The sequence below is a fragment of the Sulfuricurvum sp. genome (assembly GCF_028710345.1).
Lineage (GTDB): Bacteria > Campylobacterota > Campylobacteria > Campylobacterales > Sulfurimonadaceae > Sulfuricurvum.
On the sequence record NZ_JAQTUH010000004.1, the window covers coordinates 52221 to 75667 of the forward strand.

Here is a 23447-nt window from a genome sequence, read left to right on the forward strand (position 1 = left end):
GCAGAAGAGTGTAGCAAAAAAATTATATTTTCATACTTAGAGAAGCTTATGCTCCTTTTGGATAAAATCGCGACACTATTTATTACACAAGGTCTCTGTAATGTCCCTCAAACAAACACTTCTTGAAACACTCTCCCGCCGACCCCTCATCATCGACGGTGCGATGGGAACTCAACTTCAAGAACGTGCCGATAAAATCCCCGATAGTGCATGGGAAGGGTTAGAGGGGTGTAACGAACTTCTCAACGTCACTGCGACTTCAGTGATGAGCGATATTTTTCATGCTTACCTCACGGCGGGCGCGGATCTCATCACCACCAACACCTTCGGCTCTTTTAGCTGGGTACTCGATGAATACGGGATCGGACATCGCTCGTATGAGCTCTCTCGTGCGGGAGCTGCCGTTTGTAAGGCAGAGTGCGAAAAGTTTTCCACCCCTGAACACCCCCGTTATGTTCTGGGCTCCATCGGACCGGGAACCAAACTCCCCTCTCTAGGGCACATCCACTATGATGAAATGTTCACAGGATATTTGGAGTGTTGTTTGGGACTCATCGACGGCGGATGTGATATTTTCCTCTTAGAGACCTGCCAAGACCCGCTCCAGATCAAAGCGGCCCTTCATGCGTGTGAAGCGGCAAACAAAGAGCGAGGAGCGACTCTGCCGATTATGGTCTCCGTTACCATCGAGCTCGCAGGCTCTATGCTCATCGGAACCGATGCGGCAACCATCGCGACTATTTTAGAGCCGTTCGACATCCTCAGTCTCGGTTTTAACTGCGGTACGGGCCCTGAGCAGTACGGCAAACACGTTCGTACCCTCTCCGAAGTGTGGGGAAAACCTATCTCCGTTCACGCCAATGCGGGGCTCCCTCAAAATCGCGGCGGTTTTTCATACTACCCAATGGGACCCGATGAGTTTGCCCAGTTGCAATGCGACTTTTTAAACTACGACGGAGTGAGCTTCCTCGGCGGATGTTGCGGAACCACCCCTCAGCATATCCGCGCCCTCGTGAACAAAGTCTCATCTATTGCCCCTAAAAAGCCAAGCGGAGCAATGAAGCCCTCTATCGCATCGCTCTTCAACACAGTAGAGCTGATCCAAGAACCCTCGCCGCTCCTCATCGGAGAGCGCTCCAACTCCACAGGATCAAAAGCGTTTCGTGAGCTCATCATCGCCAGTGATTACGAGGGGACTCTCAGCGTAGGTCAAGCCCAAGTGCGCGACGGGGCCCATTGTCTCGATGTCAACGTCGAGTTTGCGGGGCGTGATGGTGCCATCGATATGGCACACGTTATGAGACTCTACAACCAAAAAATCCCCCTCCCTCTTATGCCTGATGCGACGCGAGTCAACACGATGGAAGAGGCGCTCAAATGTATCGGCGGTAAACCGATCATCAACTCGGTCAACCTCGAAGACGGGGAAGAGCGTTTAGACGCTATTTGTTCTCTCGCCAAAAAATTCGGAACGGCGCTCGTGTGTCTCGTTATCGACGAAAAAGGGATGGCAAAAACGACGGCGGATAAAATGCGCATCGCGGATCGTATCTATGATTTGTGTGTCAACCGCCACGGGATTGATCCACGGAACCTGATGTTCGACATGCTCACCTTTACGGTGGGAAGCGGTGATGTGGAGTACCGTGATGCCGCGATCCAAACCCTTGAAGCGATCCGTCAACTTCATGCCAAATATCCGAACGTCGGCTCGACACTGGGACTCTCCAACATCTCGTTCGGTCTTAGCATGAACGCCCGTGTCTTTTTGAACAGCGTCTTTTTACACCACTGTATCGAAGCGGGGATGACCTCGGTCATCATCAATGTCAAACACATCGTACCGCTTGCCAAAATGTCAGAGGAAGATCGATCTATCTGTGAAGAGCTACTGTTCCATCCCGATGATCAGTCCCTCTTTAAATTTATCGGTCATTTCAGTGATAAAACTATTGATAACGGCAAAAACGACGAAGCCTATGAGGCGATGAGTGATGAGGAAAAAATTGCCCAACTTCTTCTTGATGGGGACAAAGAGCGGATGATTCCGTTGGTAGAAAAAGCGCGTCACACCATCAATCCTGACCGTATCGTCAATGAGATCCTCATCGATGCGATGAAAGTGGTCGGTGAACTTTTCGGATCGGGAAAAATGCAGTTACCGTTTGTATTGCAAAGTGCCGAGACGATGAAAACGACTGTCGATTATCTCAACCCCTACCTCTCGAAACAGGAAAAAGATACCGATACCACCCTCGTGATCGGCACCGTCAAAGGGGATGTCCACGACGTAGGGAAAAACCTCGTCGATATTATCCTCTCCAACAACGGGTTCAAGGTGATCAATATCGGGATTAAAACCGAACTCGAAGAGTATCTCGATGTTATGAAAGAGAATGATATTCACGCCATTGGGATGTCAGGACTCCTCGTCAAATCGACCCAAGTGATGAAAGACAATCTTGAAATTATGACATCCAAGGGGATTACAACACCTGTTCTACTTGGCGGTGCGGCACTCACCCGAAGTTTCGTCGATGACTTCTGCCGACCGATCTACGGTGGAGCGATCTTTTACTGCCGCGACGCGTTTGACGGTGTTATCGCGATGAGCCGTATCGAAAAATACAACGCCGACCCGAGTGTGGGACTTGACCCGCGCTTAGGCGGTGATATGATTGAAAAACCGCTCAAAGAGGTGATCGATATTGTGATCCCGCCATACGCAGAGATAAAAATGCCAAGCGTTGTGAAAATTCCGACTCCTCCGTTTTGGGGACGACGAGTTTTGCGTAAAGAGCAACTCGATTTTGAGATGGTGTGCGGATGGATCAATAAACGAAGCCTCTTTAAAATGCACTGGGGATACAAACGCGCAGGAATGCCGGTAGAAGAGTATAAAAAACTTTTAGAGACCAAAGTCTACCCTGCCTATGAGCGTATTAAATCAGAAATTATCAAGCGGGGATTGTTTGATCCGACGGTGATTTATGGATACTACCCTGTCCGAAGCAGCGACCACGAACTATTGATTTTCGATGAGAGTTGCGGATGGAATATCGATGCAAATGCTAACCGCCAAAACCTCGAAGAGGTGATCGGGAATGCCAAATATGTGTTTGAATTTCCGCGCCAGCGCAAAGCACCCCACCGTGCACTGAGTGATTTTTTCACCCATACACGCGATGATGTATTGCCACTTACTTGTGTGAGTGTCGGAGATAAATTCAGCGAGTATGAAAAAGAGCTTTACGCCGCCAATGAGTATTTAGAATACAATCTGGTACACGGGTTCGGGGTCGAGCTTGCCGAAGCGCTTGCCGAAGTGGCACACAAACAGATCCGTTTGGATTTGAATATCGCGAGTGCAGATGAAGGGTTCAGTTTGCGCGATGTCCGCCTAAACCGTTACGCGGGGGCACGATACAGCTTCGGATACCCTGCATGTCCTGATTTGGAACCGAGTCGGATTATTTTTGATTTGCTCAAACCCGAAGAGTTCGGTATTACCCTCTCTGAGACGTTCCAAATCCATCCCGAACAGAGTACGACGGCATTGGTCGTGCATCATAAAGAGGCGAGTTATTATAGTATTTAACGCCGTTCGCCCTGAGCCTGTCGAAGGGTGAATTCATGGTTCGACAAGCTCACCACAAACGGAAGAAAAGTTCAAATCCACCCCTGCATACCCTATAGGGCACGAGGACCTCTTCGAGGGTCACGGGGTCTCTCTCGTGCGCTACAACACCTGCAAAGCGACATAAGTAACGTTGACGTCGCCGTAGATGCCGTAGACACTTCCGTCGCTAGTACTCACAAAGGCGTGCCCGGAGTCACTCGGCGTAGCAGACCAGTAACCGTCAACCTGCCACCCTGCTGGCGTTCCACTCATTTGGTAACCTGTGTTAGAACTGTCCCATATCTCAGCGAGATCGGTGTAGGTTTGGTTATCGTTTAGGTAGTACCACCCCTCGTTAGCTAATCCTGTCCCCGTGGTGGGAAGAGTAACATTGACACCGTTTAGTGTAGCAAAGCGGTAATCGTTCGTCGTACCGAAGAGTCCATCGACATTTGCTACTGTCGTGTTCGTAACTCCATTACTGTCGTGGTTAAAAAGCGAATCAAGAACGTCATGAGAGGCGTAGTCGTACTGATATCCACTCCCGCTAGCGTTAGCGACACTACCATCATAGTTGTACTGACCGCTAGCATCCCGATGCCAGTCATGAGTGCCGTCTCCGTTCATATCCCAAGCGTAGAACCATTTGCCATCTACTTGTACGGGGGCGATGAGTTTGCCGTAGGTGCCCAGATCGATGACACTTTGACCTGCTAGTGATTCGCTCACATTAGTGACATCAAGAGCGACATTTTGATCGCTAAAGTTACCTGCGGTATCGGTGGCAGTGATAGTGAAATTGTAGGTGTTATCTGTGCCCGTGTCGGTTGGGATCTCGAAGTCGGGTGAGGTTTTGAATGTCACGGCACCTGTGGTAGCAATGATGTCGAAGAGTGCCGCATCGGTTCCGCTGATGGTGTAGGTAAGTGCCGATGCATCAGTTGCCGTTGCGGTATAGACCACTGTGGTGGTAGCAACGTTTTCAGCTGTTGTTGCGGTAGTGAGGGATGTGATGGTTGGGGCTGTAGTATCCGCAGAGTCCATAGTGTGATTAGCACTTTGAGCAGTTATCCCCTCTTGAACTATTATCTTAGTATGGGTGGATTCATCAGTATAGGTGATGTATCCTGATGGTGCATTGGTTCGTAACCATGTACCATCGGTGAGGGTTAGTGTGTCTCCGGTGTTACCGTTGATGGTTACTCTATAGTATCCACCCTCTAGGGTACTCATACTTTGAATATCGATAGTTGAGAGTTTGAGGCTATTATTTCCGTTACCGGTAATATCGATAGTCTCGATATTTTTGATTCGGCTATTGGCTATTTTTGTTAGGTCAAGTGCAATACTTCCCCCTTCGAGTTTGAGGGTATCAGCTCCTACTCCTCCGTTAATGATTGAGGTACTCATATCGGAGTTGCGGGTGATGATAAAGGTATCGTTACCTTCTCCTGCGTTGAGGGTATCAGCTCCTCCGTTACCTCTTAGGGTATCATCTCCTTTACCTGCATTAAGGATATTATTTCCGCTATTACCGATAAGGGTATCGTTATAAGCACTTCCTCTTAGGTTTTCGATATTGGTTAGGGTATCTCTCCCTCCCCCTAGGGTATCTTGTGTGGTGGTGATGGTTAGGTCTACATGAATTTCTGATGTGATGTTTTCATATCCTACGGTATCATTTCCTATTCCTCCATCGAGGATATCATCGCCAGTTCCTCCGAACAAGAGGTCATTACCTGCTCCACTGATTAGGGTATCATTTCCTACTCCGCCGTTTAGGGTATTATTTCCACTGTTTCCGGTTAAGGTATCGTTATAAGCACTTCCCGTTAGGTTCTCGATATTAGTAAGGGTATCTACTCCTGCTCCTAGGGTGTTTTGTGCGGTGGTGATGGTTAGGTCTACATGTACTCCTGTTGTTGCATTAGTGTAGTTTGCGTTATCAATCCCCTCTCCTCCATCGAGTATATCATTACCGGCTCCACCAATAAGAGTATCATTCCCTGCGTCACCGTTTAGGGTATCATTTCCTTTCCCACCGTTTAGGGTATTATTTCCGCTATTTCCGGTTAGGGTATCACTTAGGCTACTTCCGGTTAGGTTTTCGTTTGTGGTACCGGCACTTGCGGTTAAATTTAAAAGTGTTGAGGTATAGTGTTCAACGCTTAGGGTATTACTCTCAATAGTTCCTGTAGTTGCCTCTAGGTTCCAGTCTCCTTTTAAACCTGTGAGATCGGTAGATGCTGCTATATCTGCATTGGTGTAGGTTGAGAGTGTCTGTATGAACTGCTCCCCTTTTTCCCCTTGGGCTACATCACATCCGTACAGTAGAATATCCCCTTTAGTACTGAGGGATTGTCCGATTGTTTGAAGTTGTTCTTGGTAGCCATCTATATTCGTCTGATTGAGAGTTACATTGCCCAGTGTTATACTTCCGCTCTCTCCGTGTGAAATGATATGCAAACTCTCTACATCATTGTATCCGCTGAGTATATTGGCTATTTGTTCTAGTCCATTTTTATCGGCTTCTAATACGTAATACTTTGCACCACTCTCTAGGCTTGCGATTATTCGCTCTTTATCGGTTACTTGAGTGTCGATGATGTAAAGGGGGGTTGGCATGGGGGGGGCTCCGAGTATGATTTTAATGATAAAATCTTACACTACGAGTATCGCCAAAGTATCGCCAAAATTTTCAATGGTATAATTCGAATAACCTTATACAAAGCCAAGAAGGGAAATGGATGTTTCATTATTTTCATACTTTTGCCACTTTCTTGGATCCGCTTTACCACAAACCCAAACACCTCAAAAGAGAATTCGAAGAGTGGGAAAAAAGTTCTCGAACCCTTCAAATACGTGCAATATCAACATTGACAGGATTGCTGTATATTATCTACTCTTTGATTGATTGGGAAATATTGTCAGCACAACCTCTTGTATTCGCAACATTCTTGCACCTTTTTTTTCTTCCCCCTTTCCTTTTTATAATTGCATTGCTGAGTTATTCCAAAAAACTTTACAAAGTGATGATGCTTTCACTAGCGATATCCCCTATACTTGCGAGTACAGGAAATATTTATTTAAGTGCTCTATTGCATTTTTCTTTTGCCTCTCAAGAAGAAATATATTTACCTGAAATCTATTTAATTATTATTTGGATTTTTACGGTATCAGGAATTCGTTTTAACTATGCGTTAATCAGCGCGTCTGTAACATTCGTGAGCAGTGTAGCCTATCAAATTTATTTCAAAATACCACAAGAATTTTTGCATCTTCATTTTATATGGATGTTTGCTTCATTTTCGTTCGGCTTGTTAAGCGCATTGATCATCAATAAGTTTCATAGACAAACATTTCTCCATGCCAAAGAACTTAAAAGTCTCTTATCACAACGTGAACTGTTAATGCAAGAGCTCAACCATCGTGTTAAAAACAATCTCCAATTTATCATTACCCTTTTATGGTCAAAACGTTCAGGCTCTTCACCGGAAACAGAACAGACACTTATCTCATTACAGTCACAAATCTCTGCTATCGCAACGGTTCATGAAACGCTCTGTGCACAACCCGATATATCTGCTTTAGATACTGGAAAATACCTTCATACAATTCTTGATTCCCTTCATGAACTTTACCCCCATATCACCTTCGATATTAGGTTCGAAGCCGATATTATTCTCTCTATGGAGCGTACCATTACGCTAGGGCTCGTACTCTGCGAGCTCATCTCCAATTCAGTAAAACACTCTTTCACATTAGAGGAGGGAACTATCGAAATAAACCTAAATATCCATAAAAATCAAGTCACACTAAACTATTCGGACACAATTACCGATTATGAAGAAAATAATTTTTCAATGATTTCAAACACTAAAAAAAGTATCGGATGGTCTATGATTTCATCATTAATTTCACAACTTCGAGCAATCTCTACTGCACAGGGGAAATATTTAGTGATTACGTTTAACTTATGAAAAAACTACTGATTATAGAAGACAACCTAATGGTGGCAGGGATGATTAGAGAGATTGCTATAGGTGTAGGTATTGAGGTGATAGGGATTGCCGATAGTTGGTCAGAAGCGGAAAAAATTATCCTCACTATTCACCCCGACTTTGCAATTGTAGATATCAACATCAAAGGGAGTATTGATGGAGTACAAGCAGCAACAAAACTAAAACACATCGGGGTAGAATCTCTCTTTTTGACCGCTTACAAAGATCTAGATATTATAAAAGAAGCGACCGATTTAGCACCTCTCTCGTACATGATAAAACCGATAACACCCGAAAACCTGATGGCTACTTTTATCTTAGCTATCAACAAATTAGATCTACTAAAACCTGCCAATCCTTCCCCAACCTATACTGTTGCCACCAATGGTCTCATCTACAAAGGTCAACATCTCGTTTCACTGTCGAAAAGTGAACGGTTGGTATTATCACTTTTACTTAAACATTTGGGACAAAATGTAGATTATGAGCTACTTTTTTATACTTTAGGGGAATACAGCGATGCAAGGAGTGAAGCATCATTACGTAATATCACTGCTAAAATTCGTAGAAAATGCCCCGATATCACTATCCAAAATATTAAAGGAGTGGGATATTCCGCTAACATTAATAACTGATAGGAGATGTACCTTTTGTACGTTAAGTCTCTTTGGTGATACTTTGATTATACTTGAACTGTATACTTCATAATATATAATTTCTTAAAGGAGAAAAAATGGCGATTTTAGCAACAGGCAGTGCAGGATATGCAGGTGGGACTGATACAGGAAGTGCTATAAATTGGATTTTTGGTGATAATAGTTATACCACTTATGATATGCGTGATACTCCTGATGGATCAAACGGTGATGGTGTCTTAAATTTTGGAGATACCGTTTATCTGTATGATAATGGTAGTTATTCAGGTATGACTATGACTTTTACCGGTACTGATAGTGTTACAGGAGATTTACTCTTTGATGCCGGCGGTAGCGGCATTTATACTTTTAGCTCCAGTTCTGCAAACCTTGCCCATTATGCAAGCGGTGCAATCGATTTCTACACCACCACCCCTGTCGCTTACTGCTTCCTCTCAGGCACCCAAATCACTACCCCGAACGGAACAACCAATGTCGAATCACTCTGTATCGGAGATGAAGTAATCACGACAGAAGGTATTGTCCAAAAAGTGAAATGGGTTGGAGTTCAAAACTGCCATAAATTTACCCTCCCTACCAATAAACTTCCGGTTATTGTCCGTAAAGAGGCATTGGGAGAAAATATCCCATCAGAAGACCTTTATCTCTCTAGCGATCATGCTTTATATGTTGATGGAGTACTTGCCCATGCAGGAGCATTAGTCAATGATATCTCTATCGTACGAATAAACAGAGATGAACTAGAGAGCAGTTTTACCTACTATCATGTTGAACTAGAAGATCACTCTTTAATCCTTGCAAACAATACCCCAGCAGAGACATTTGTCGATAATGCTAGCAGAGAACAGTTTCATAACTATGCAGAATATGTAACCCTTTATGGTTCAGATGAGAGTTTGAACCAAACAGGAGAACTATCACTTCCTCGTGCTATGTCTCAACGTCAACTTCCAAAAGCGATTAAAGAGCGTTTGGAGATAAGAGCGTTAGAGCTTTTTGCTTCTGAGGTTAGTGTGAGTGCTTAAGGCGCTCCAATCGGAACAACATATAATGGCTTTTATCGTCTATCATAAAGAGGCGATGTATTACAGCGTATAGTTCGTCACTCGGGCTTGACCCGGGGATCTATCCCCCTTAAAAGCACAAAGCTGGATTCCCGCCTACGCGGGAATGACGGAAAAAAATTATTTTTCTCCCCACACCTTCTCTATCCACTCACCCATCTTCGCTTCATAGCCACTGTTTTTAAACTCGACAAATTTGAGAGGTTTTGAGAGGTACTTTTGCTCTACCCAGCCTCCAAAATCGTGCGGATACAAATATCCTTTGTGCTGTTGGCGCAAATGTTCTGGAATATCGAGAATCACCCCGTTTTTCACGGCATTTTGCGCCGCATTGATTGCGTTATACGCCGTGTTTGATTTCGGAGATGCGCAGAGATAGATCACCGCTTGAGAAAGGATTATACGCGCTTCGGGATAGCCTATTTGTTTGACGCTCATCATCGCCGAAGTGGTTAATGTCAACGCCTGAGGATTCGCATTGCCAACATCTTCACTGGAGAGGATCACGAGACGTCGGGCGATAAATTCGGGCGGTTCGCCTCCCTCGATGAGGCGAGCAAGGTAATAAATCGCCGCATCAGGATCGGAACCTCGGATACTTTTAATCAGGGCAGATGCGAGGTCGTAATGAACTCCCGCTTCGGAGCTTCCCAAACTTTGTGCCGCAGGACGGAGTGATTTTAAGAGTGCTAGAGTTATCGGTTTGTTCAATGCGGTGGAGACTTCGAGCAGTTTGAGCATGGCGCGTGCATCACCACCTGAACTGGCAATCAAATACTCTCGCGCATCCTCGTCCATTTCGATGGAAGTACGAACTAACAAATCGGCTAACGATTCGGTGTTAATTCCACACAACTCAAACAATAGCGAGCGTGAACGCATCGCCGCAGTAAGGCTAAAATAGGGATTTTCCGTCGATGCACCGATTACTAACACACTGTTTTTTTCCATAACTGGGAGTAACACCTCTTGCTGATTCTTTGCCAGACGATGCACCTCATCGATAAAAATCAGAGGCTTAGTGAGCGAATTTTCGTATTGAGTAAAAATTTTTCGTAAATCTTCGATTTTGAGTGACGTGGCATTAAACTCGTAAAAAGGAAGTTCCATAACAGAGGCAATAATCCGAGCCAATGTCGTTTTACCGCAACCGGGAGGACCGTAAAAAAAAGAGTGTGTCAGATTACCGCTCTCGCACAATGAACGAAGCGGTGCATCGGGTGAGCACAACTGAGGCTGCCCGACTACCTCATCAAAGGTTTTAGGACGAAGTAAATAGGTAAAATCAGCCATTATTACTCTTTATTTGAACGCCAAAGGAATACATCCCTTTGGCTACGCTAGCCACTAAGGCACTAAAGCTTCGCTCATTCGAGCGAGATATTTTTACTTTTTAAATTTACTATCACTTTTCGGTTTATACTTATTAGTTCCAAAAACTTCGTTTTGCGGTTTTGGTTTTTTATCTTTGACAAATTCCCGCTTGGTCGGTTTTTTTACCTCTTTTTTAACAGGTTTTGTCTCTTCTTTTTTCACCGATTTCTTTTCAGATTTACGTTCACTCGGAACCGCTTTTTTAATCTCTTTTTGTTTTTGTTTCGCCGCTTTTTCAGTGGCATCTAAAAACTCACGCAGATTAGTATATTCAGCACGCTCCAAAAAGCGCACTTTTCCCGTAGGGAGGTTGTTAAGCTCTATCCCCCCGAAGCTAAGACGTTTAAGATCGACGATTTCAGCACCGAAATGGGCAAAAAATCGGCGTAACTCACGATTTTGCCCCTCACCGATAGCGACTTTGAGGATGGAATAATCCCCTTGATCTTTTTGGACTTGATAGGCATAAAAGGGGGCAAAACTCATCGGCCCTTCCTCAGCATATTCATGTGCCCCCGCACTCGCATCTTCGAGTTCTAGCCCCTCACCCATCGCCACTTTCATCGCATCGGAAACGGGACCTTTTATCTTGATTTTATAGACACGCTCCATTTTCGAGGTCATGAGTGCCGTCGCCACACGTGATGCATCAGTCATCAACAACAACCCCTCCGAAGCGTAATCGAGTCGCCCAATGGGGATAAAATGTTTGTAATTTTTAGAGAGAGTATCGTAAATCGTTCGACGGTTTTGCGGATCTTTTTTAGTAACTAACTCCCCGCGCGGTTTGTTATAAACGATCACGGTAAATTGATCCGTTGCGGTGATTTTATGACCGCTAATACTCACATTTGCGTTGCGCTCATCCACTGATATGGCAGGATTTTTTTCAATCTCGCCATCAATACGAACATATCCGTCCAAAATCGCCTGATCGGCTTCACGCCGTGAGTAGGTAGAGTAGTGAGCTATAAATTTATTGAGTCGCATCATGAGATACCTTCTTCCACGAGTGTATGAAGATGCAATGCACCTTGGATAATGCCATCACTATCGGTGACAACTAACAATTGTATTTTTTTAGACTCGATCAACACGAGTGCATCGCTTGCCAACATCGAAGCATCGTTGATAACCATAGGATTTTTTGTCGCATATTCATACGCGCTAGCATCAAGCGAAAAGGAATCACTCAGCAATGCACGCCGAATATCTCCATCACTGAGCAATCCTGAGAGCTTACCATGAACATCGGTGAGCATCACCGTCCCCAAACGCCCTTCGCTCAGTACCAAAATCGCCTCTTTCAACGAGGTGTTTTCATCAACGATAGGTAAATTTTTGGCTTGCATCAAATCGGATACTTTGACAAACAGTTTTTTACCCAATGCACCGCCAGGGTGAAAGGAGGCAAAATCCTCTTTTTTAAATCCGCGTGCTTCCATCAAACACACCGCCAACGCATCTCCCATCGCGAGGGTTAGCGTTGTAGAGCTAGTAGGGGCGATATTGAGCGGGCATGCTTCGACCGCAACGCTGATATTAATCACCTCATCGCTGTAACGCCCCAATGTTGATGAGCCGTTTCGAGTCATCCCGATTAGAGGGATATCAAATCGCTTGATATGGGGCAAAATAGCACTCAGCTCAGGGCTCTCCCCGCTGTAGCTGATGGCGATAACCACATCCTCACGACCAATCATCCCCAAATCACCGTGAAGTGCTTCCGTCGGATGGAGAAAAAAGCTCGGCGTCCCCGTAGAGGCAAAGGTTGCCGCCATCTTAGCCCCGATTAGTCCTGATTTGCCGACACCCGTAATGATGAGTTTTCCACGACATGCGAGGATTAGTTCCACCGTACGCACTATCTCATCACCGATGGTTTTTGTTGCATCACGTAATGTTTGTGCTTCGATTTCAAGTGTCTTGCAGGCTATTGCGATATAATCTTTATTCATAAAAATATTATAGCTAAAATAGGCTTTAAACAGGTGCAAAACGATGCAAAACCTCTACAGCGAAGTGACCTCTTTAGATAAACGGACAGTTGAGCAGTTTGGGCTTAGTGAAGAAGTTATGATGGAACATGCCGCACTGAGCTGTGCGCACACCATCCGCGAAAAGTTCCCCCCTAACTCATCCGTTTTGATCGTTTGCGGAAACGGTAACAACGGTGCAGACGGATTAGCGCTTGCACGTCTGTTGGATGGGATGTATGATGTTATCCTCCATCTCCCCTTTGGCGCGACATCACCTCTCGCATCACTTCAGCTCAAACGGTTAGAATCACTGAAGATAAAAAGTGAGCCTCTTCCCAAACATGTCGATGTAATCGTCGATGCCCTCTATGGAAGCGGTCTCTCTCGTCCACTTGAACCAAACGCGCGCACCCTCCTCGAAACACTCAATGCAATGGAAGGGTTTAAAATAGCGTGCGATCTCCCCAGCGGATTACACGCCGATGGAACCTGTGAAAACGAAACCTTTAAGGCGAACCTCACCATCACGATGGGCGCTCTTAAACGCTCCTTGTTCAGCGATGCGGCAAAAGAGGTGGTGGGAGAGATTATCGTTGCCGATTTAGGGGTACACCATACCCATTATGAAATCCCATCGTACTGGCATTTGATGGAAGAGTCTGATCTTCGCCTCCCCCATAGAACCAAAAATTCCAACCACAAAGGCTCTTTCGGTCACCTCGCGATTATTTGCGGCGAACATGTAGGGGCATCGGTTTTAGCCGCCTCAGCGGCGCTCCGTTTTGGATCGGGGTTGGTAAGCATCATTAGCAACGAAAACCTCACAATCCCCTATGAGCTGATGCAATGCCACTCTCTGCGCCCTACCACTAACGCCGTTGCACTGGGGATGGGGTTGGGGAGTGAATTTGACGATGATGAACTTCGACGATTATGTGATCATACCCATCCTATGGTGTTGGATGCCGATATTTTCATCCATCCCCTCTTTGTAACACTTCTAAAGCGTCCCAATCTCGTCCTCACCCCCCATCCCAAAGAGTTTGTTCAAATCTTAAAAATCTGCAACCTTGCCGATATCGATACCCAAACTCTCCAAGAAAATCGTTTTTTCTATGTTGAAACTTTTTGTACCGCCTATCCGCACGTCGTATTGCTCCTCAAAGGCTCCAACGTCATCATCGGTCGTCACCGCGATTTTTTCATCAACCCGCACGGTACGGTGACCCTCGCAAAAGCAGGCAGTGGCGATGTATTATCAGGACTTATCGGTTCACTCTTAGCCCAAGGGTACGATCCGCTCAAATCTACCCTCCAAGGTTCTCTAGCTCACGCACTCGCATCCCAAAAATTTGAGAAAAACAACTATTCTCTCACCCCATTTGATCTTATCGAAAGAATTACTACTCTATGAAAAAAATCGTCGCCCTTTTTAGCGGCGAGGGGACAAACCTCGCCAACTTAATCGAAAAAATCCATCTCAAACATGGTGCGATTGTCGGTGCTATTACCAATAATCCCGATGCAGGAGGGATAGCTAAAGCCCGTTCTGCCCATATCCCCGTAGAGATTTTAGACCATCGTGATTACGAGAGTCGAGAAGCCTACGATGTCGCTTTAGTAGAACTGATCGGTGAATACAACCCCGATTTAGTCGTATTATGCGGTTTTATGCGGATTTTAACCCCTATCTTTACCACTCAAACCAAAGCCATCAACCTCCACCCCTCACTGCTCCCCGCGTTTAAAGGTGCTCGCGCGATTGAGCGGAGTTTCGAGAGTGAAGAAAAAATATGTGGTGTCACCGTCCATTGGGTCAGCGATGAACTCGATGGAGGGGATATAATCTTACAAAAAAGTTTTACTAAAAACCCCTCTGATACTTTAGAAGAATTTTCGGCTAAAATTCGCGAAATTGAGTATGAGATTCTCCCGCTCAGCGTAATAAAAATTTTAAATGACTAACCCAAAAGGAGAAACACCTATGCACACATTACAAATCGGAAAATATACATTAGGCAGCCGTCTCATCGTCGGAAGCGGTAAATACGACTCATTCGAAACAACCAAAGCATCTACCCTTGCGAGCGGTTCAGAACTCATCACAGTAGCCGTGCGCCGTCTTAACATTACCAACCCCAACGAACCAAATCTTCGTGATACCTTTGCGGGGACGAATGTTAAGTTTTTACCTAACTCCGCCGGATGCACCACCGCCGAAGAGGCAATCACCCTCTTTCGCCTCACCCGCGAAGCTACTGGGATTGATCTCATCAAGCTCGAAGTGATCGGTGACACCCAAAAAACCCTCTATCCTGATGTACTAGAGACAATCAAAGCGTGTGAAGTGTTAGCGCGTGATGGCTTTACCATTATGGCATATACCAGCGATGATCCAATCATGGCACGCCGTCTCGAAGATGCGGGAGCCCACGCCATCATGCCTCTCGCCGCCCCTATCGGAAGTGGCTTAGGAGTTCAAAACAAATATAACATCGTGTTTGTACGCGAAGCGGTCAAAGTCCCTATTATCGTCGATGCGGGGATTGGGTGTGCCAGTGATGCGGCGTTAGCGATGGAGTTGGGAGCGGATGGCGTTTTGACAAACACCGCGATTGCGCAAGCACAAAATCCGATGATGATGGCAGAAGCGATGAAAAACGCGGTTATTGCAGGACGTTTGAGTTATTTAGCAGGACGGATTCCAAAACGTCCGTATGCGACGGCAAGTTCACCTGTTGATGGGATGATACAGTTTTAACCACTTTTCCGTCATTCCCGCGAAGGCGGGCATTGTGCCCCCTGCGGGTAAATCCAGTTTCTATACTTTTATTTCAAAACCTCTCCATCCAAATCCCCTTTTTCACGTTTTGCACTGTAAAACGCATAAATCAACATCCCGATAATCGACCATCCGATAAATCGTACCCATGTCTCAAACGGTAATCCCGCCATCATAAAAATAATCAAAATAAAGTTAAGCGGCATTAAAATCTTAAATGCAGGGACTTTGAATGATGGCTGTATGATATTCTCCCGTCGTAACACGATAATCGCTACGGCAACCATCAAATAAGCGAACAACGTCCCGATATTAACCAATTCAGCAAGCGTTTTCAGAGGAATTAACCCCGCCATAATACTCAACATCACTCCGCCGATAAGGGTTGCTTTGTAAGGGGTATTGAATTTTGGATGAATTTCACTCAAACCTTTTGGAAGCAGTCCGTCGCGTGCGAGGGCAAAAAAGACGCGAGTGAACCCAAGCCCCATAACAATCATAACGGTCGTGATCGTGATAACCGCACCGAGCGCAATAACATTCGCAGCAAACGGCTCATTTACCTTATACAGAGCAAAAGCAAGTGCATCCGGAACATTCAACTCTTGATAGGGGACTATCGCCGTCAATGTAAAACTCACTAAAATAAAGAAAACCACAGAGAGAGCTAACGAGAGGATAAGCCCAAGAGGGATATTACGTTCCGGATTTTTCGTCTCTTCGGCTACCGTACTGATCGCATCAAATCCAAGATACGCAAAAATAATCAACGATGCACCATGCCAAACCCCTTCCCATCCAAACGGTAAAAAATTGGAAAGATTGTGAAAATCAACATGGGGCAATCCCACGACAACAAAAGTGACCAAAACTGCCAATTTAATCAATACAATCGCCGTATTCACTTTAGCACTCTCTTTAATCCCAATAGCAAGGAGGACAAAAATTGCCAAGATAATCCCAAACGCACTGATATCGATGTACGTTCCTGCACTTGGGTTATACGCTCCGCTAAGAGCTTGCGGAATATGAATATTCATACTATTTTCTAAAAAACGCCGTAAATACCCCGACCATCCCGTCGCAACAGCCGCAGTAGCAACTCCGTATTCAAGAAGTAAATTCCACCCTACAAACCATGCAAATATTTCTCCAAGCGATGCAAAAGTAAAGCTGTATGCACTCCCCGCAACTGGATATGCGGAACTAAGCTCCGCATAGATCAATGCGGTAATACCAATCATCACCGCTCCCAGCAAAAACGATAATACAATCGCAGGACCTGCCATCGTTGCCGCCGCTTGACCCGTAATGACAAAAATCCCCGCCCCTATCACCGCACCGACTCCGATAAAGGTGACATCCATCAGCCCTAAACTGCGATTGAACTCTCCACGAGTACCGGACATATCTTTTTTACGAAAAATATCTTTCATCCCATTTCCCTATGCCAAAATAAGCTTCGATTATACATTATTTTAACTTTCGTAACTAACTATCTTATACTCCTTGACAATTCCATGATTTTAAACTATAATTTCGCCTCACTAATTTAGTCCAGCACTTCATTAGCTGATAGGTCGGGGCGTAGCTCAGTATGGTTAGAGTACTTGGTTTGGGACCAAGGGGCCGGAGGTTCGAGTCCTCTCGCCCCGACCATGTTTTTTCTTTTAGTATCATTTCAAACTTTTTATTTATGGTGGGATTAGCTCAGTCGGTTAGAGCGCTAGGTTGTGGTTCTAGAGGTCACGGGTTCGAGACCCGTATTCCACCCCATTTGTTTCTGGTTTGAAACTCCTTTGATACATGATGTTTTAGAAGGCGATTGTGCGTTCGTAGCTCAACTGGATAGAGTAACGGACTTCGGATCCGTAGGTTATAGGTTCGAACCCTATCGGGCGCACCATAGTAACTCGTGCGTCCTTAGCTCAGCTGGATAGAGCAATGCCCTTCTAAGGCATCGGTCAGAGGTTCGAATCCTCTAGGGCGTACCACCTTAGACTTTTTATGTGCGGATGTGGTGAAATGGTAGACACGCCAGACTTAGGATCTGGTGCCGCAAGGTGTGAAAGTTCAAGTCTTTTCATCCGCACCACCACTTTATAAACGCCTATTTCAGGCACTTCTTCAACCAACTTTTTCCATTGTGTCCAAAACTTTTTACTACGATTCTATTATTAACTTCGCCTATTCAACAATCAAGCATAACACTGCTATTTTTTTAAGCAAATTTTCCTATAATACCGTTATATCATAACAACTATAATGATATTAACCCCAAAGGAAATACCATGAAAATCGCACTCTATCTAGGGCTTTTGTTTATTAGTCTGTTTGCTCAAGAAGCAAATTTACCAACTGAGTTGAATAGTTGGAAAAGTTTATCGTATGTAGGTTCGGCAAAAAGTGCCGATGAGTTGCCGAATGCTGTGCTAACCCTCAATAAAGCTTCCTATGTCGGACTCATTAATACTCCAAAAATAAAATATGTAGTAAGACCTACCAAAGAGGGTGGTACGGTAAGCTATGGTGGACTTTTTCAACTCGATATCAAAGAGAGTGGTATCTACCGAGTTGTTTTGGGGAATGCCTCATGGATTGATGTGATTAAAGAGGGGAAAACGGCTCAATCGATAGCACATAACGGTGGACCTGACAATTCAGGGATACGAAAAATGGTGGATTACCCTTTAGAAACAGGGACATATACGTTGCAACTCTCCGCTGGAGGGGATAGCAACTCAGCCGTACTTGTCACAAAAATCAAGTAACTTAAAAGAGGATGATTATGAGACAAAGTATTTACGCTATTGTTGCCATATGTGTTTTTAGTGCAGAGCTTTATTCGCAATCTGCCCCGAGTAACAGCCAAGCAGAGAAAGCCAAAATCGAGTTAGGGCGACGGCTGTTTTACGATGCTGACCTCTCTATCAACGGCACGATGTCGTGCGCAACATGTCATGAACAAAGACGCGCTTTTAGTGATGGCAACAGTCTCCATCCCGGAGCGCTGGATGACCCAGGCAAACGAAATGTTCCGGGATTAGCCAATGTTAGTCTGTATAAAAACTTGACATGGGCACACAATCATCTTAGTGGTTTAGCTGAACAATCGTTTGCACCGATTAGAGGTACTGATCCCATAGAGATGGGGATGAATGCTCATGAGGATGAAATAACCAAACGATTAGGTCAAAACAGCTGTTATCAAAAACTCTTTTCACTCGCGTTTAGTGAAGAAAAAGGTGCGATTAATTTAGGTGCTGTCTCAAAAGCGTTAGAGAGTTTTGAAAAAACATTGATTTCCAATGATTCTTTGTATGATCAAAAAATGAAAAGCAAACAGCCTTTACCAACCAAAGATGCCCAAGCGGGGAAAAAGTTGTTTTTTGGAGCGGCAAAATGCAACAGTTGTCACACTGCACCCCTCTTTAGTGATGATGATTTTCATCAAGTCCAACCACAAAATCAAGTAGCAGTGAATAAAATCAAAGACAATGGATTATCCGATGTCACCGGTAACCCAAAAGATAAAAACTTTTTTCGTACCCCAAGTCTGAGAAATGCCGTTTTAACTGCTCCTTATTGGCATGATGGAAGCGCTAAAACACTCACCGAAGCTATCCAAAAACATGATGTAAAAATCAATCAAGCATTGAGTGAGAAAGAGATTAATAAGATTATTGCATTTCTCCAAACACTGAGCGATACGTCATTTATTACCAATCCACAATACGCGAAACCAAGCCAAGAGTGCCCATACTGAGTTAGTATGGAGGCTCTAATTTCGTAAAATTGACGTTATTTTGACCCAAAAGAGTCAATTTTTTTTGCAAATCCTATCTCATTTAATCCGCCGATTTTTTGCTCTAACAATTTGCCATCGGCACTAAAAAAAAGAACATTCGGTGTAGCAAAAACCGAATAGTCGCTTCTCGCCTCTTCGTTAAAATCAAGATTGATATAAAAAAACTGCGCTTTTTCATTGTATTTTTGGTCCAATTTTTTAACGGATTCCATAGTAATTTTACAAAATGGGCAAGGATCATTACCCAAAACGACAACGGAATATTTCGAAGAATTTTTAATTGCCTTTTTTACATTATCGTACGATGTAACTTCAATATTGGCGGCGAATAGTGATACCCCACAAACTAAACCGACAAAATACTTGAACATTTTTTCTCCTATAGCTCTTCTTAATTTACTGACCGCATCTTTTCGCTTTCTCTTCGATTAGCATCGTATTTAAAATAGAAAATACCTCTCTACTTGCTGATTCAGCATCTTTAAAATAGGTCATTACATTGTGCGATTTTTCGCCACATGTTCCTGATTTTACACAATGTATTGCATCATGAATACGATCATGAACTATTTTATGAGGGGATTCAAGCTTGTTATAACTAGGGACAGAGCCAAAGACCTCTTTGCCCAAGCCATTATCATACCATTTGCCCAAACGGCATCCGTGATGATCGGCAAATTCATCGTCTACACGATTCAAAAATACCGTTTTATACCCTCGGGATTTAAACAATAAATGATCGAGCTTCACCAGTACGATAAAAATTGAATACAAAATATCGGTACTGTTACTATCTATCTCTGCTGTTCGATGCTGTTGTTCAAAAAGGGTATTTTGAAAATGTCCCAGCTTATTGCTAGACTCCGTAGAGATAGCCTCCATAGTACTGGAGCGTTCATCTATTTCCATCGTATTTTGCTTGAGGCTTTGAACGCTTATTTCAACCTCTTGGGTCGCTTTTTGAGTCCTCTCAGCAAGTTTACGTACCTCATCAGCAACTACCGCAAATCCACGACCATGTTCCCCCGCCCGCGCCGCTTCGATAGCAGCATTCAGCGCTAAGAGATTGGTCTGATCGGAGATATCTTTAATCAAACCGATAATTGTGCTAATTGATTCGACACTTCCGGTAAGCTGAGCAGCAGAACCGTAGTTACTCGTAATATTTTCGGCAAGAGTTTGTTGGATAGCAAGCATCTCTTTGATTTCACTATTGATTTCAGTAGATGATGCACGGTTTAGGCGATTCAGTTCCGCAATCTCTTTAAGCTCTTCCACATCCCCCATAAGATCTTTTTGAAGCATGGATAGATCGTTTTCGCTCCCATGCACCAACCCCTCGGTTAATTCATGAATAAGGGTAAACATCACCTGAGCGGTTCGTGCGTCACTGGCCTCTGATTTTAGCTGCTGATTTTCTGATGACAAGTGCTCTTGGGAAGATTCCAATTCACGAATACGCGCATGAAGCGCTTCAACTTCTTTGGATTGATCTATATAGCGTTGCTTATAAAACATATTTATCCTTGATAGATGTAAATAAGCTAATATTATACGACTATTTTATCAATATGAATAATATTTGTATCATTATATTCTTTGAAGCAACTCTTCAACAAATCGATGATAGTCTTTTATCCCGCGTGAACGATCCGCATTATCAATAATGGGATTCCCCCCCTCAAACTGATTGGAAAGTTTCACATCAATCCCGATAGGAGAAAAAAATTTCTCTTCTCCAAACTGTACTTTGACTTTGGCAATTGCATCACGGTGTTCAGGGATGTGCAGATTAACCATCACCGGTAAAATACCGACATTTGGGGTAGATTGGTAGTTATTTGAAGCATGCTGATAGATAGCGCGCACCATCTGTCCAACCGCTACGACCCCTAAATGGTGAGGGACAAAAGGAATAACCACCGCATCAGCAACCTCTAGAGCATTTTTGAGCAGGGCATCAAACGTCGGTGGGGTATCGATTACCACATAATCAAAAAATTCATGAAGCATCTCATTGGCAAAACGATTTTTGAGAGTTCCGCGTAAATCACCGTTTTCATACACATCGAAAAACTCGGTTGCCGGAGAGAGGGTGAGTTGATCAAACACCGTCGGGACAAAGGTCTCACAAAGGGTTTTGCCAAAAAAGATAGAGTGAACACCGTTATCCAACGAACTCGATGATCCTACCCCCATCGAGGCATGTGCTTGGGTATCAAAATCAATCAACAATACCGAACCCCGCTTAGCAAGCTCACACGCCAAATTAACCGCCGTTGTCGTTTTCGCCGATCCACCTTTGCGATTAGAAACAACAATCGTCTTCATGCGACCGATTCATTAGGAAGTTTTATTGAGCTAACAACCACTACTAACGACTTGTTATACTCTACAACGCCGCGCGTCTCTAAATATTCTCCAACTTTGACCTGATGCCTGTACGGTTTTATCTGCGATTCATCAAAACTGACAATATCTTTGATCCCATCTACTTTGATGGCAAACAGTCCATTGGAGGAGCGATATATAAGTAGTTTTTGTGATTGGGCCGAAATATCATTACTCCGTCGTACCATCTCACTAAGCATTTTCATCGTCTCAACATACACACCGTTGACAATCTCTGCGTTATAGCGATCCAATTTTTCCTCATTACTTCCAAGCTTTAAAAGTTCTGCACCGATCTCATGTAACTGCGCATGTACAGGGATAATTGCTCTTATAATCGCAAGCACTTCAGGATCATGGGCACTGAATGTATATATCCATTTTCCCAAACGACACAGATGAGGATCAAGGGCAAGGGCAAATGGCGTCCCCTCTCGCAACGATAGCTCGAGTGCTTGTACCCAATTTTGGTGATCTTTTATCACCTGATTAAAGAGCTGCAATATTTGCTCTTCGTGTGTTTGCGTTTCACTAAGACGACGAAAACTGAGTACTTTTAGGGTGTAATCCTGATAATTCATCACCCCCTCAATATAAGGGTGTGCGTTAGCAAGAGGGGTAAGACGACCGATTTGATCGATACGCTCTACAGAATCAACCTCTATTGCGTACTGACTATTCCCAACACTAAAAACAATAAAATCAGACATACAATTCCTTTATCCGCAATGGGTCTCGCTTAGTTCAAACCCCTCACAAACGCGTTGATATAGCTTTGGATAGCTACCAAATAAGAACTCCGCATTATAGAGTTTTTTGTATGCCAATATTAGTTGTAAAATTCCCAAATGGATATCATCACACTCACTAAAATCAAACAAAACAGAGGTCGGGGATGAGAGTTGTAAGTAATCACGGAGTGGGACGATCTCATCTTCATAGGTCACACCGCTAAAGGTTACTTGATAATTTTCTATAACCATAGACATCTTACACCGCCTCTTTCATCGGCATAAAGACCGATTTGATAACATTAACGAGCTTATCATCCATATCGATCACACCACTGACCTCTAAAAAATTTCCCATACCTTTTGCCGTCTCTACCGGCTTTATCATCGATGATTCGATTTGAACCATATCATCAATCCCATCAACTTTGATGGCAAAAAACTGATTGTCATTTTGATAGATTAATAACCTTTGCATATAGCCGGATATAGATGAAGACATATCCCCCATTTTTTTGATTTCCCCGAGGGTTGTTGAATAAATAGCAACGATTTCTGCTCTGGCAAGCTCTAATGCTGCCTCCGGGTTACTCTCGCGTAATGCCAATATCTCTCGCCCTCTCTCATGTAGTTTTGCATGGGTTGGACGAAGCAGTTTGAGAATCGCTAAAATATCGGTATCATGTGTCGTATAAGCATCGAGCCATTTACCGAGATTACATGCATGAGGATCGGTAGTGAGGGCAAAAACGGTATTATTTTCCATCGCCTCCATAAAAGCAGTTACCCATTTTTCATGGTCGTTTGCTACCCTCTTAAAAAGTGCTGCGATTTCCGTTTCATGCTCATCCATCGCTGTCATTTTACGAAAATTGACAATTTTTGTCACCCGATTCTCATACGACATCATCCCATCGATAAAAGGGTGAGCATTAGGAATATGGGTTATCGATGGGATCTGAATAATTCGTTCAACATTCGCAACTTTCAGTGCATAATAATTGGTTCCTACCGTAAATACAATATAATCTTCCATATTATC

General features: G+C 44.0%; 20 protein-coding genes and 5 tRNA genes. 14 read left to right on the forward strand and 11 right to left on the reverse strand.

Annotation, left to right across the window (positions count from 1 at the left end; all coding sequences use genetic code 11):
- The first annotated feature begins 100 nt into the window (after positions 1–100).
- Positions 101–3598, forward strand: coding sequence for a methionine synthase (gene metH, locus PHC76_RS06530; RefSeq protein ID WP_299970917.1), 3498 nt, complete (start codon positions 101–103; stop codon positions 3596–3598).
- Positions 3599–3739: 141 nt separating this feature from the next.
- Here the strand turns inward: metH and PHC76_RS06535 are convergent, their stop codons facing one another.
- Positions 3740–6244, reverse strand: coding sequence for a DUF4347 domain-containing protein (locus PHC76_RS06535; protein WP_299970920.1), 2505 nt, complete (start codon positions 6242–6244; stop codon positions 3740–3742).
- 122 nt (positions 6245–6366) lie between these two features.
- On the opposite strand from PHC76_RS06535, the gene PHC76_RS06540 reads away from it, so the two are divergent.
- From PHC76_RS06540 to PHC76_RS06550, 3 genes are all read left to right on the forward strand, one after another.
- A complete protein-coding gene (locus tag PHC76_RS06540; RefSeq protein ID WP_299970923.1) occupies positions 6367–7599 on the forward strand; it encodes a sensor histidine kinase in 1233 nt (410 codons plus the stop codon).
- On the forward strand, positions 7596–8255 hold the full coding sequence (locus tag PHC76_RS06545) for a response regulator (protein WP_299970926.1): 660 nt from the start codon (positions 7596–7598) through the stop codon (positions 8253–8255). The genes PHC76_RS06540 and PHC76_RS06545 overlap by 4 nt, the downstream gene beginning before the upstream one ends.
- 98 nt (positions 8256–8353) lie before the next feature.
- Positions 8354–9301: a Hint domain-containing protein gene (locus PHC76_RS06550; protein ID WP_300209890.1), complete on the forward strand. Its 948-nt coding sequence runs from the start codon at positions 8354–8356 to the stop codon at positions 9299–9301.
- 159 nt (positions 9302–9460) lie between these two features.
- Here the strand turns inward: PHC76_RS06550 and PHC76_RS06555 are convergent, their stop codons facing one another.
- From PHC76_RS06555 to PHC76_RS06565, 3 genes are all read right to left on the reverse strand, one after another.
- The gene (locus PHC76_RS06555; RefSeq protein ID WP_299970930.1) at positions 9461–10633 is read right to left on the reverse strand and encodes a replication-associated recombination protein A; all 1173 of its coding nucleotides are present in this window, start codon (positions 10631–10633) and stop codon (positions 9461–9463) included.
- Between the two features lie 93 nt (positions 10634–10726).
- A complete protein-coding gene (locus tag PHC76_RS06560) occupies positions 10727–11707 on the reverse strand; it encodes a pseudouridine synthase (protein ID WP_299970933.1) in 981 nt (326 codons plus the stop codon).
- On the reverse strand, positions 11704–12672 hold the full coding sequence (locus tag PHC76_RS06565) for a KpsF/GutQ family sugar-phosphate isomerase (RefSeq protein ID WP_299970936.1): 969 nt from the start codon (positions 12670–12672) through the stop codon (positions 11704–11706). The genes PHC76_RS06560 and PHC76_RS06565 overlap by 4 nt, the downstream gene beginning before the upstream one ends.
- A 43-nt stretch (positions 12673–12715) precedes the next feature.
- Between PHC76_RS06565 and PHC76_RS06570 the strand changes: the two genes are divergently transcribed.
- From PHC76_RS06570 to PHC76_RS06580, 3 genes are read left to right on the forward strand one after another with little or no spacing between them, the layout of a single operon-like run.
- Positions 12716–14107: an NAD(P)H-hydrate dehydratase gene (locus PHC76_RS06570; protein WP_299970939.1), complete on the forward strand. Its 1392-nt coding sequence runs from the start codon at positions 12716–12718 to the stop codon at positions 14105–14107.
- Positions 14104–14658 (forward strand): phosphoribosylglycinamide formyltransferase, encoded by a 555-nt coding sequence (purN, locus tag PHC76_RS06575; RefSeq protein WP_299970942.1) that lies wholly within the window; start codon positions 14104–14106, stop codon positions 14656–14658. Before PHC76_RS06570 ends, purN begins: the two co-directional genes overlap by 4 nt.
- A gap of 19 nt (positions 14659–14677) precedes the next feature.
- The gene (locus PHC76_RS06580) at positions 14678–15454 is read left to right on the forward strand and encodes a thiazole synthase (RefSeq protein ID WP_299970945.1); all 777 of its coding nucleotides are present in this window, start codon (positions 14678–14680) and stop codon (positions 15452–15454) included.
- A 68-nt stretch (positions 15455–15522) separates the two neighbouring features.
- Here PHC76_RS06580 and PHC76_RS06585 read toward each other — a convergent pair whose 3' ends face one another.
- Complete coding sequence (locus PHC76_RS06585) at positions 15523–16911, reverse strand: amino acid permease (protein WP_299970948.1); 1389 nt, start codon at positions 16909–16911, stop codon at positions 15523–15525.
- Between the two features lie 145 nt (positions 16912–17056).
- Between PHC76_RS06585 and PHC76_RS06590 the strand changes: the two genes are divergently transcribed.
- The 7 genes from PHC76_RS06590 to PHC76_RS06620 all read left to right on the forward strand — a co-directional run bounded on the left by PHC76_RS06590 (position 17057) and on the right by PHC76_RS06620 (position 19241).
- Positions 17057–17134, forward strand: a tRNA-Pro gene (locus PHC76_RS06590).
- 40 nt (positions 17135–17174) lie between these two features.
- Positions 17175–17251: transfer RNA gene (locus PHC76_RS06595), tRNA-His, on the forward strand.
- 53 nt (positions 17252–17304) lie between these two features.
- Positions 17305–17381, forward strand: a tRNA-Arg gene (locus PHC76_RS06600).
- Positions 17382–17392: 11 nt separating this feature from the next.
- Positions 17393–17469: transfer RNA gene (locus PHC76_RS06605), tRNA-Arg, on the forward strand.
- Positions 17470–17486: 17 nt separating this feature from the next.
- A tRNA-Leu gene (locus tag PHC76_RS06610) sits at positions 17487–17570 on the forward strand.
- 196 nt (positions 17571–17766) lie between these two features.
- Positions 17767–18246: a hypothetical protein gene (locus PHC76_RS06615; protein WP_299970951.1), complete on the forward strand. Its 480-nt coding sequence runs from the start codon at positions 17767–17769 to the stop codon at positions 18244–18246.
- Between the two features lie 17 nt (positions 18247–18263).
- Complete coding sequence (locus tag PHC76_RS06620) at positions 18264–19241, forward strand: cytochrome c peroxidase (RefSeq protein WP_299970954.1); 978 nt, start codon at positions 18264–18266, stop codon at positions 19239–19241.
- A gap of 35 nt (positions 19242–19276) precedes the next feature.
- On the opposite strand, the gene PHC76_RS06625 is transcribed toward PHC76_RS06620, so the two are convergent.
- The 6 genes from PHC76_RS06625 to PHC76_RS06650 form a co-directional block, all read right to left on the reverse strand.
- On the reverse strand, positions 19277–19654 hold the full coding sequence (locus PHC76_RS06625; protein WP_299970957.1) for a thioredoxin family protein: 378 nt from the start codon (positions 19652–19654) through the stop codon (positions 19277–19279).
- A 25-nt stretch (positions 19655–19679) separates the two neighbouring features.
- Complete coding sequence (locus PHC76_RS06630) at positions 19680–20801, reverse strand: methyl-accepting chemotaxis protein (RefSeq protein WP_299970958.1); 1122 nt, start codon at positions 20799–20801, stop codon at positions 19680–19682.
- A gap of 72 nt (positions 20802–20873) precedes the next feature.
- Complete coding sequence (locus PHC76_RS06635; RefSeq protein WP_299970961.1) at positions 20874–21614, reverse strand: ParA family protein; 741 nt, start codon at positions 21612–21614, stop codon at positions 20874–20876.
- On the reverse strand, positions 21611–22384 hold the full coding sequence (locus PHC76_RS06640; protein WP_299970964.1) for a chemotaxis protein CheW: 774 nt from the start codon (positions 22382–22384) through the stop codon (positions 21611–21613). The genes PHC76_RS06635 and PHC76_RS06640 overlap by 4 nt, the downstream gene beginning before the upstream one ends.
- Positions 22385–22393: 9 nt before the next feature.
- On the reverse strand, positions 22394–22663 hold the full coding sequence (locus PHC76_RS06645) for a hypothetical protein (protein WP_299970967.1): 270 nt from the start codon (positions 22661–22663) through the stop codon (positions 22394–22396).
- Between the two features lies 1 nt (position 22664).
- Entirely contained in the window at positions 22665–23441 is a 777-nt protein-coding gene (locus PHC76_RS06650) for a chemotaxis protein CheW (RefSeq protein ID WP_299970970.1), read from the reverse strand.
- Positions 23442–23447 lie beyond the last annotated feature (6 nt).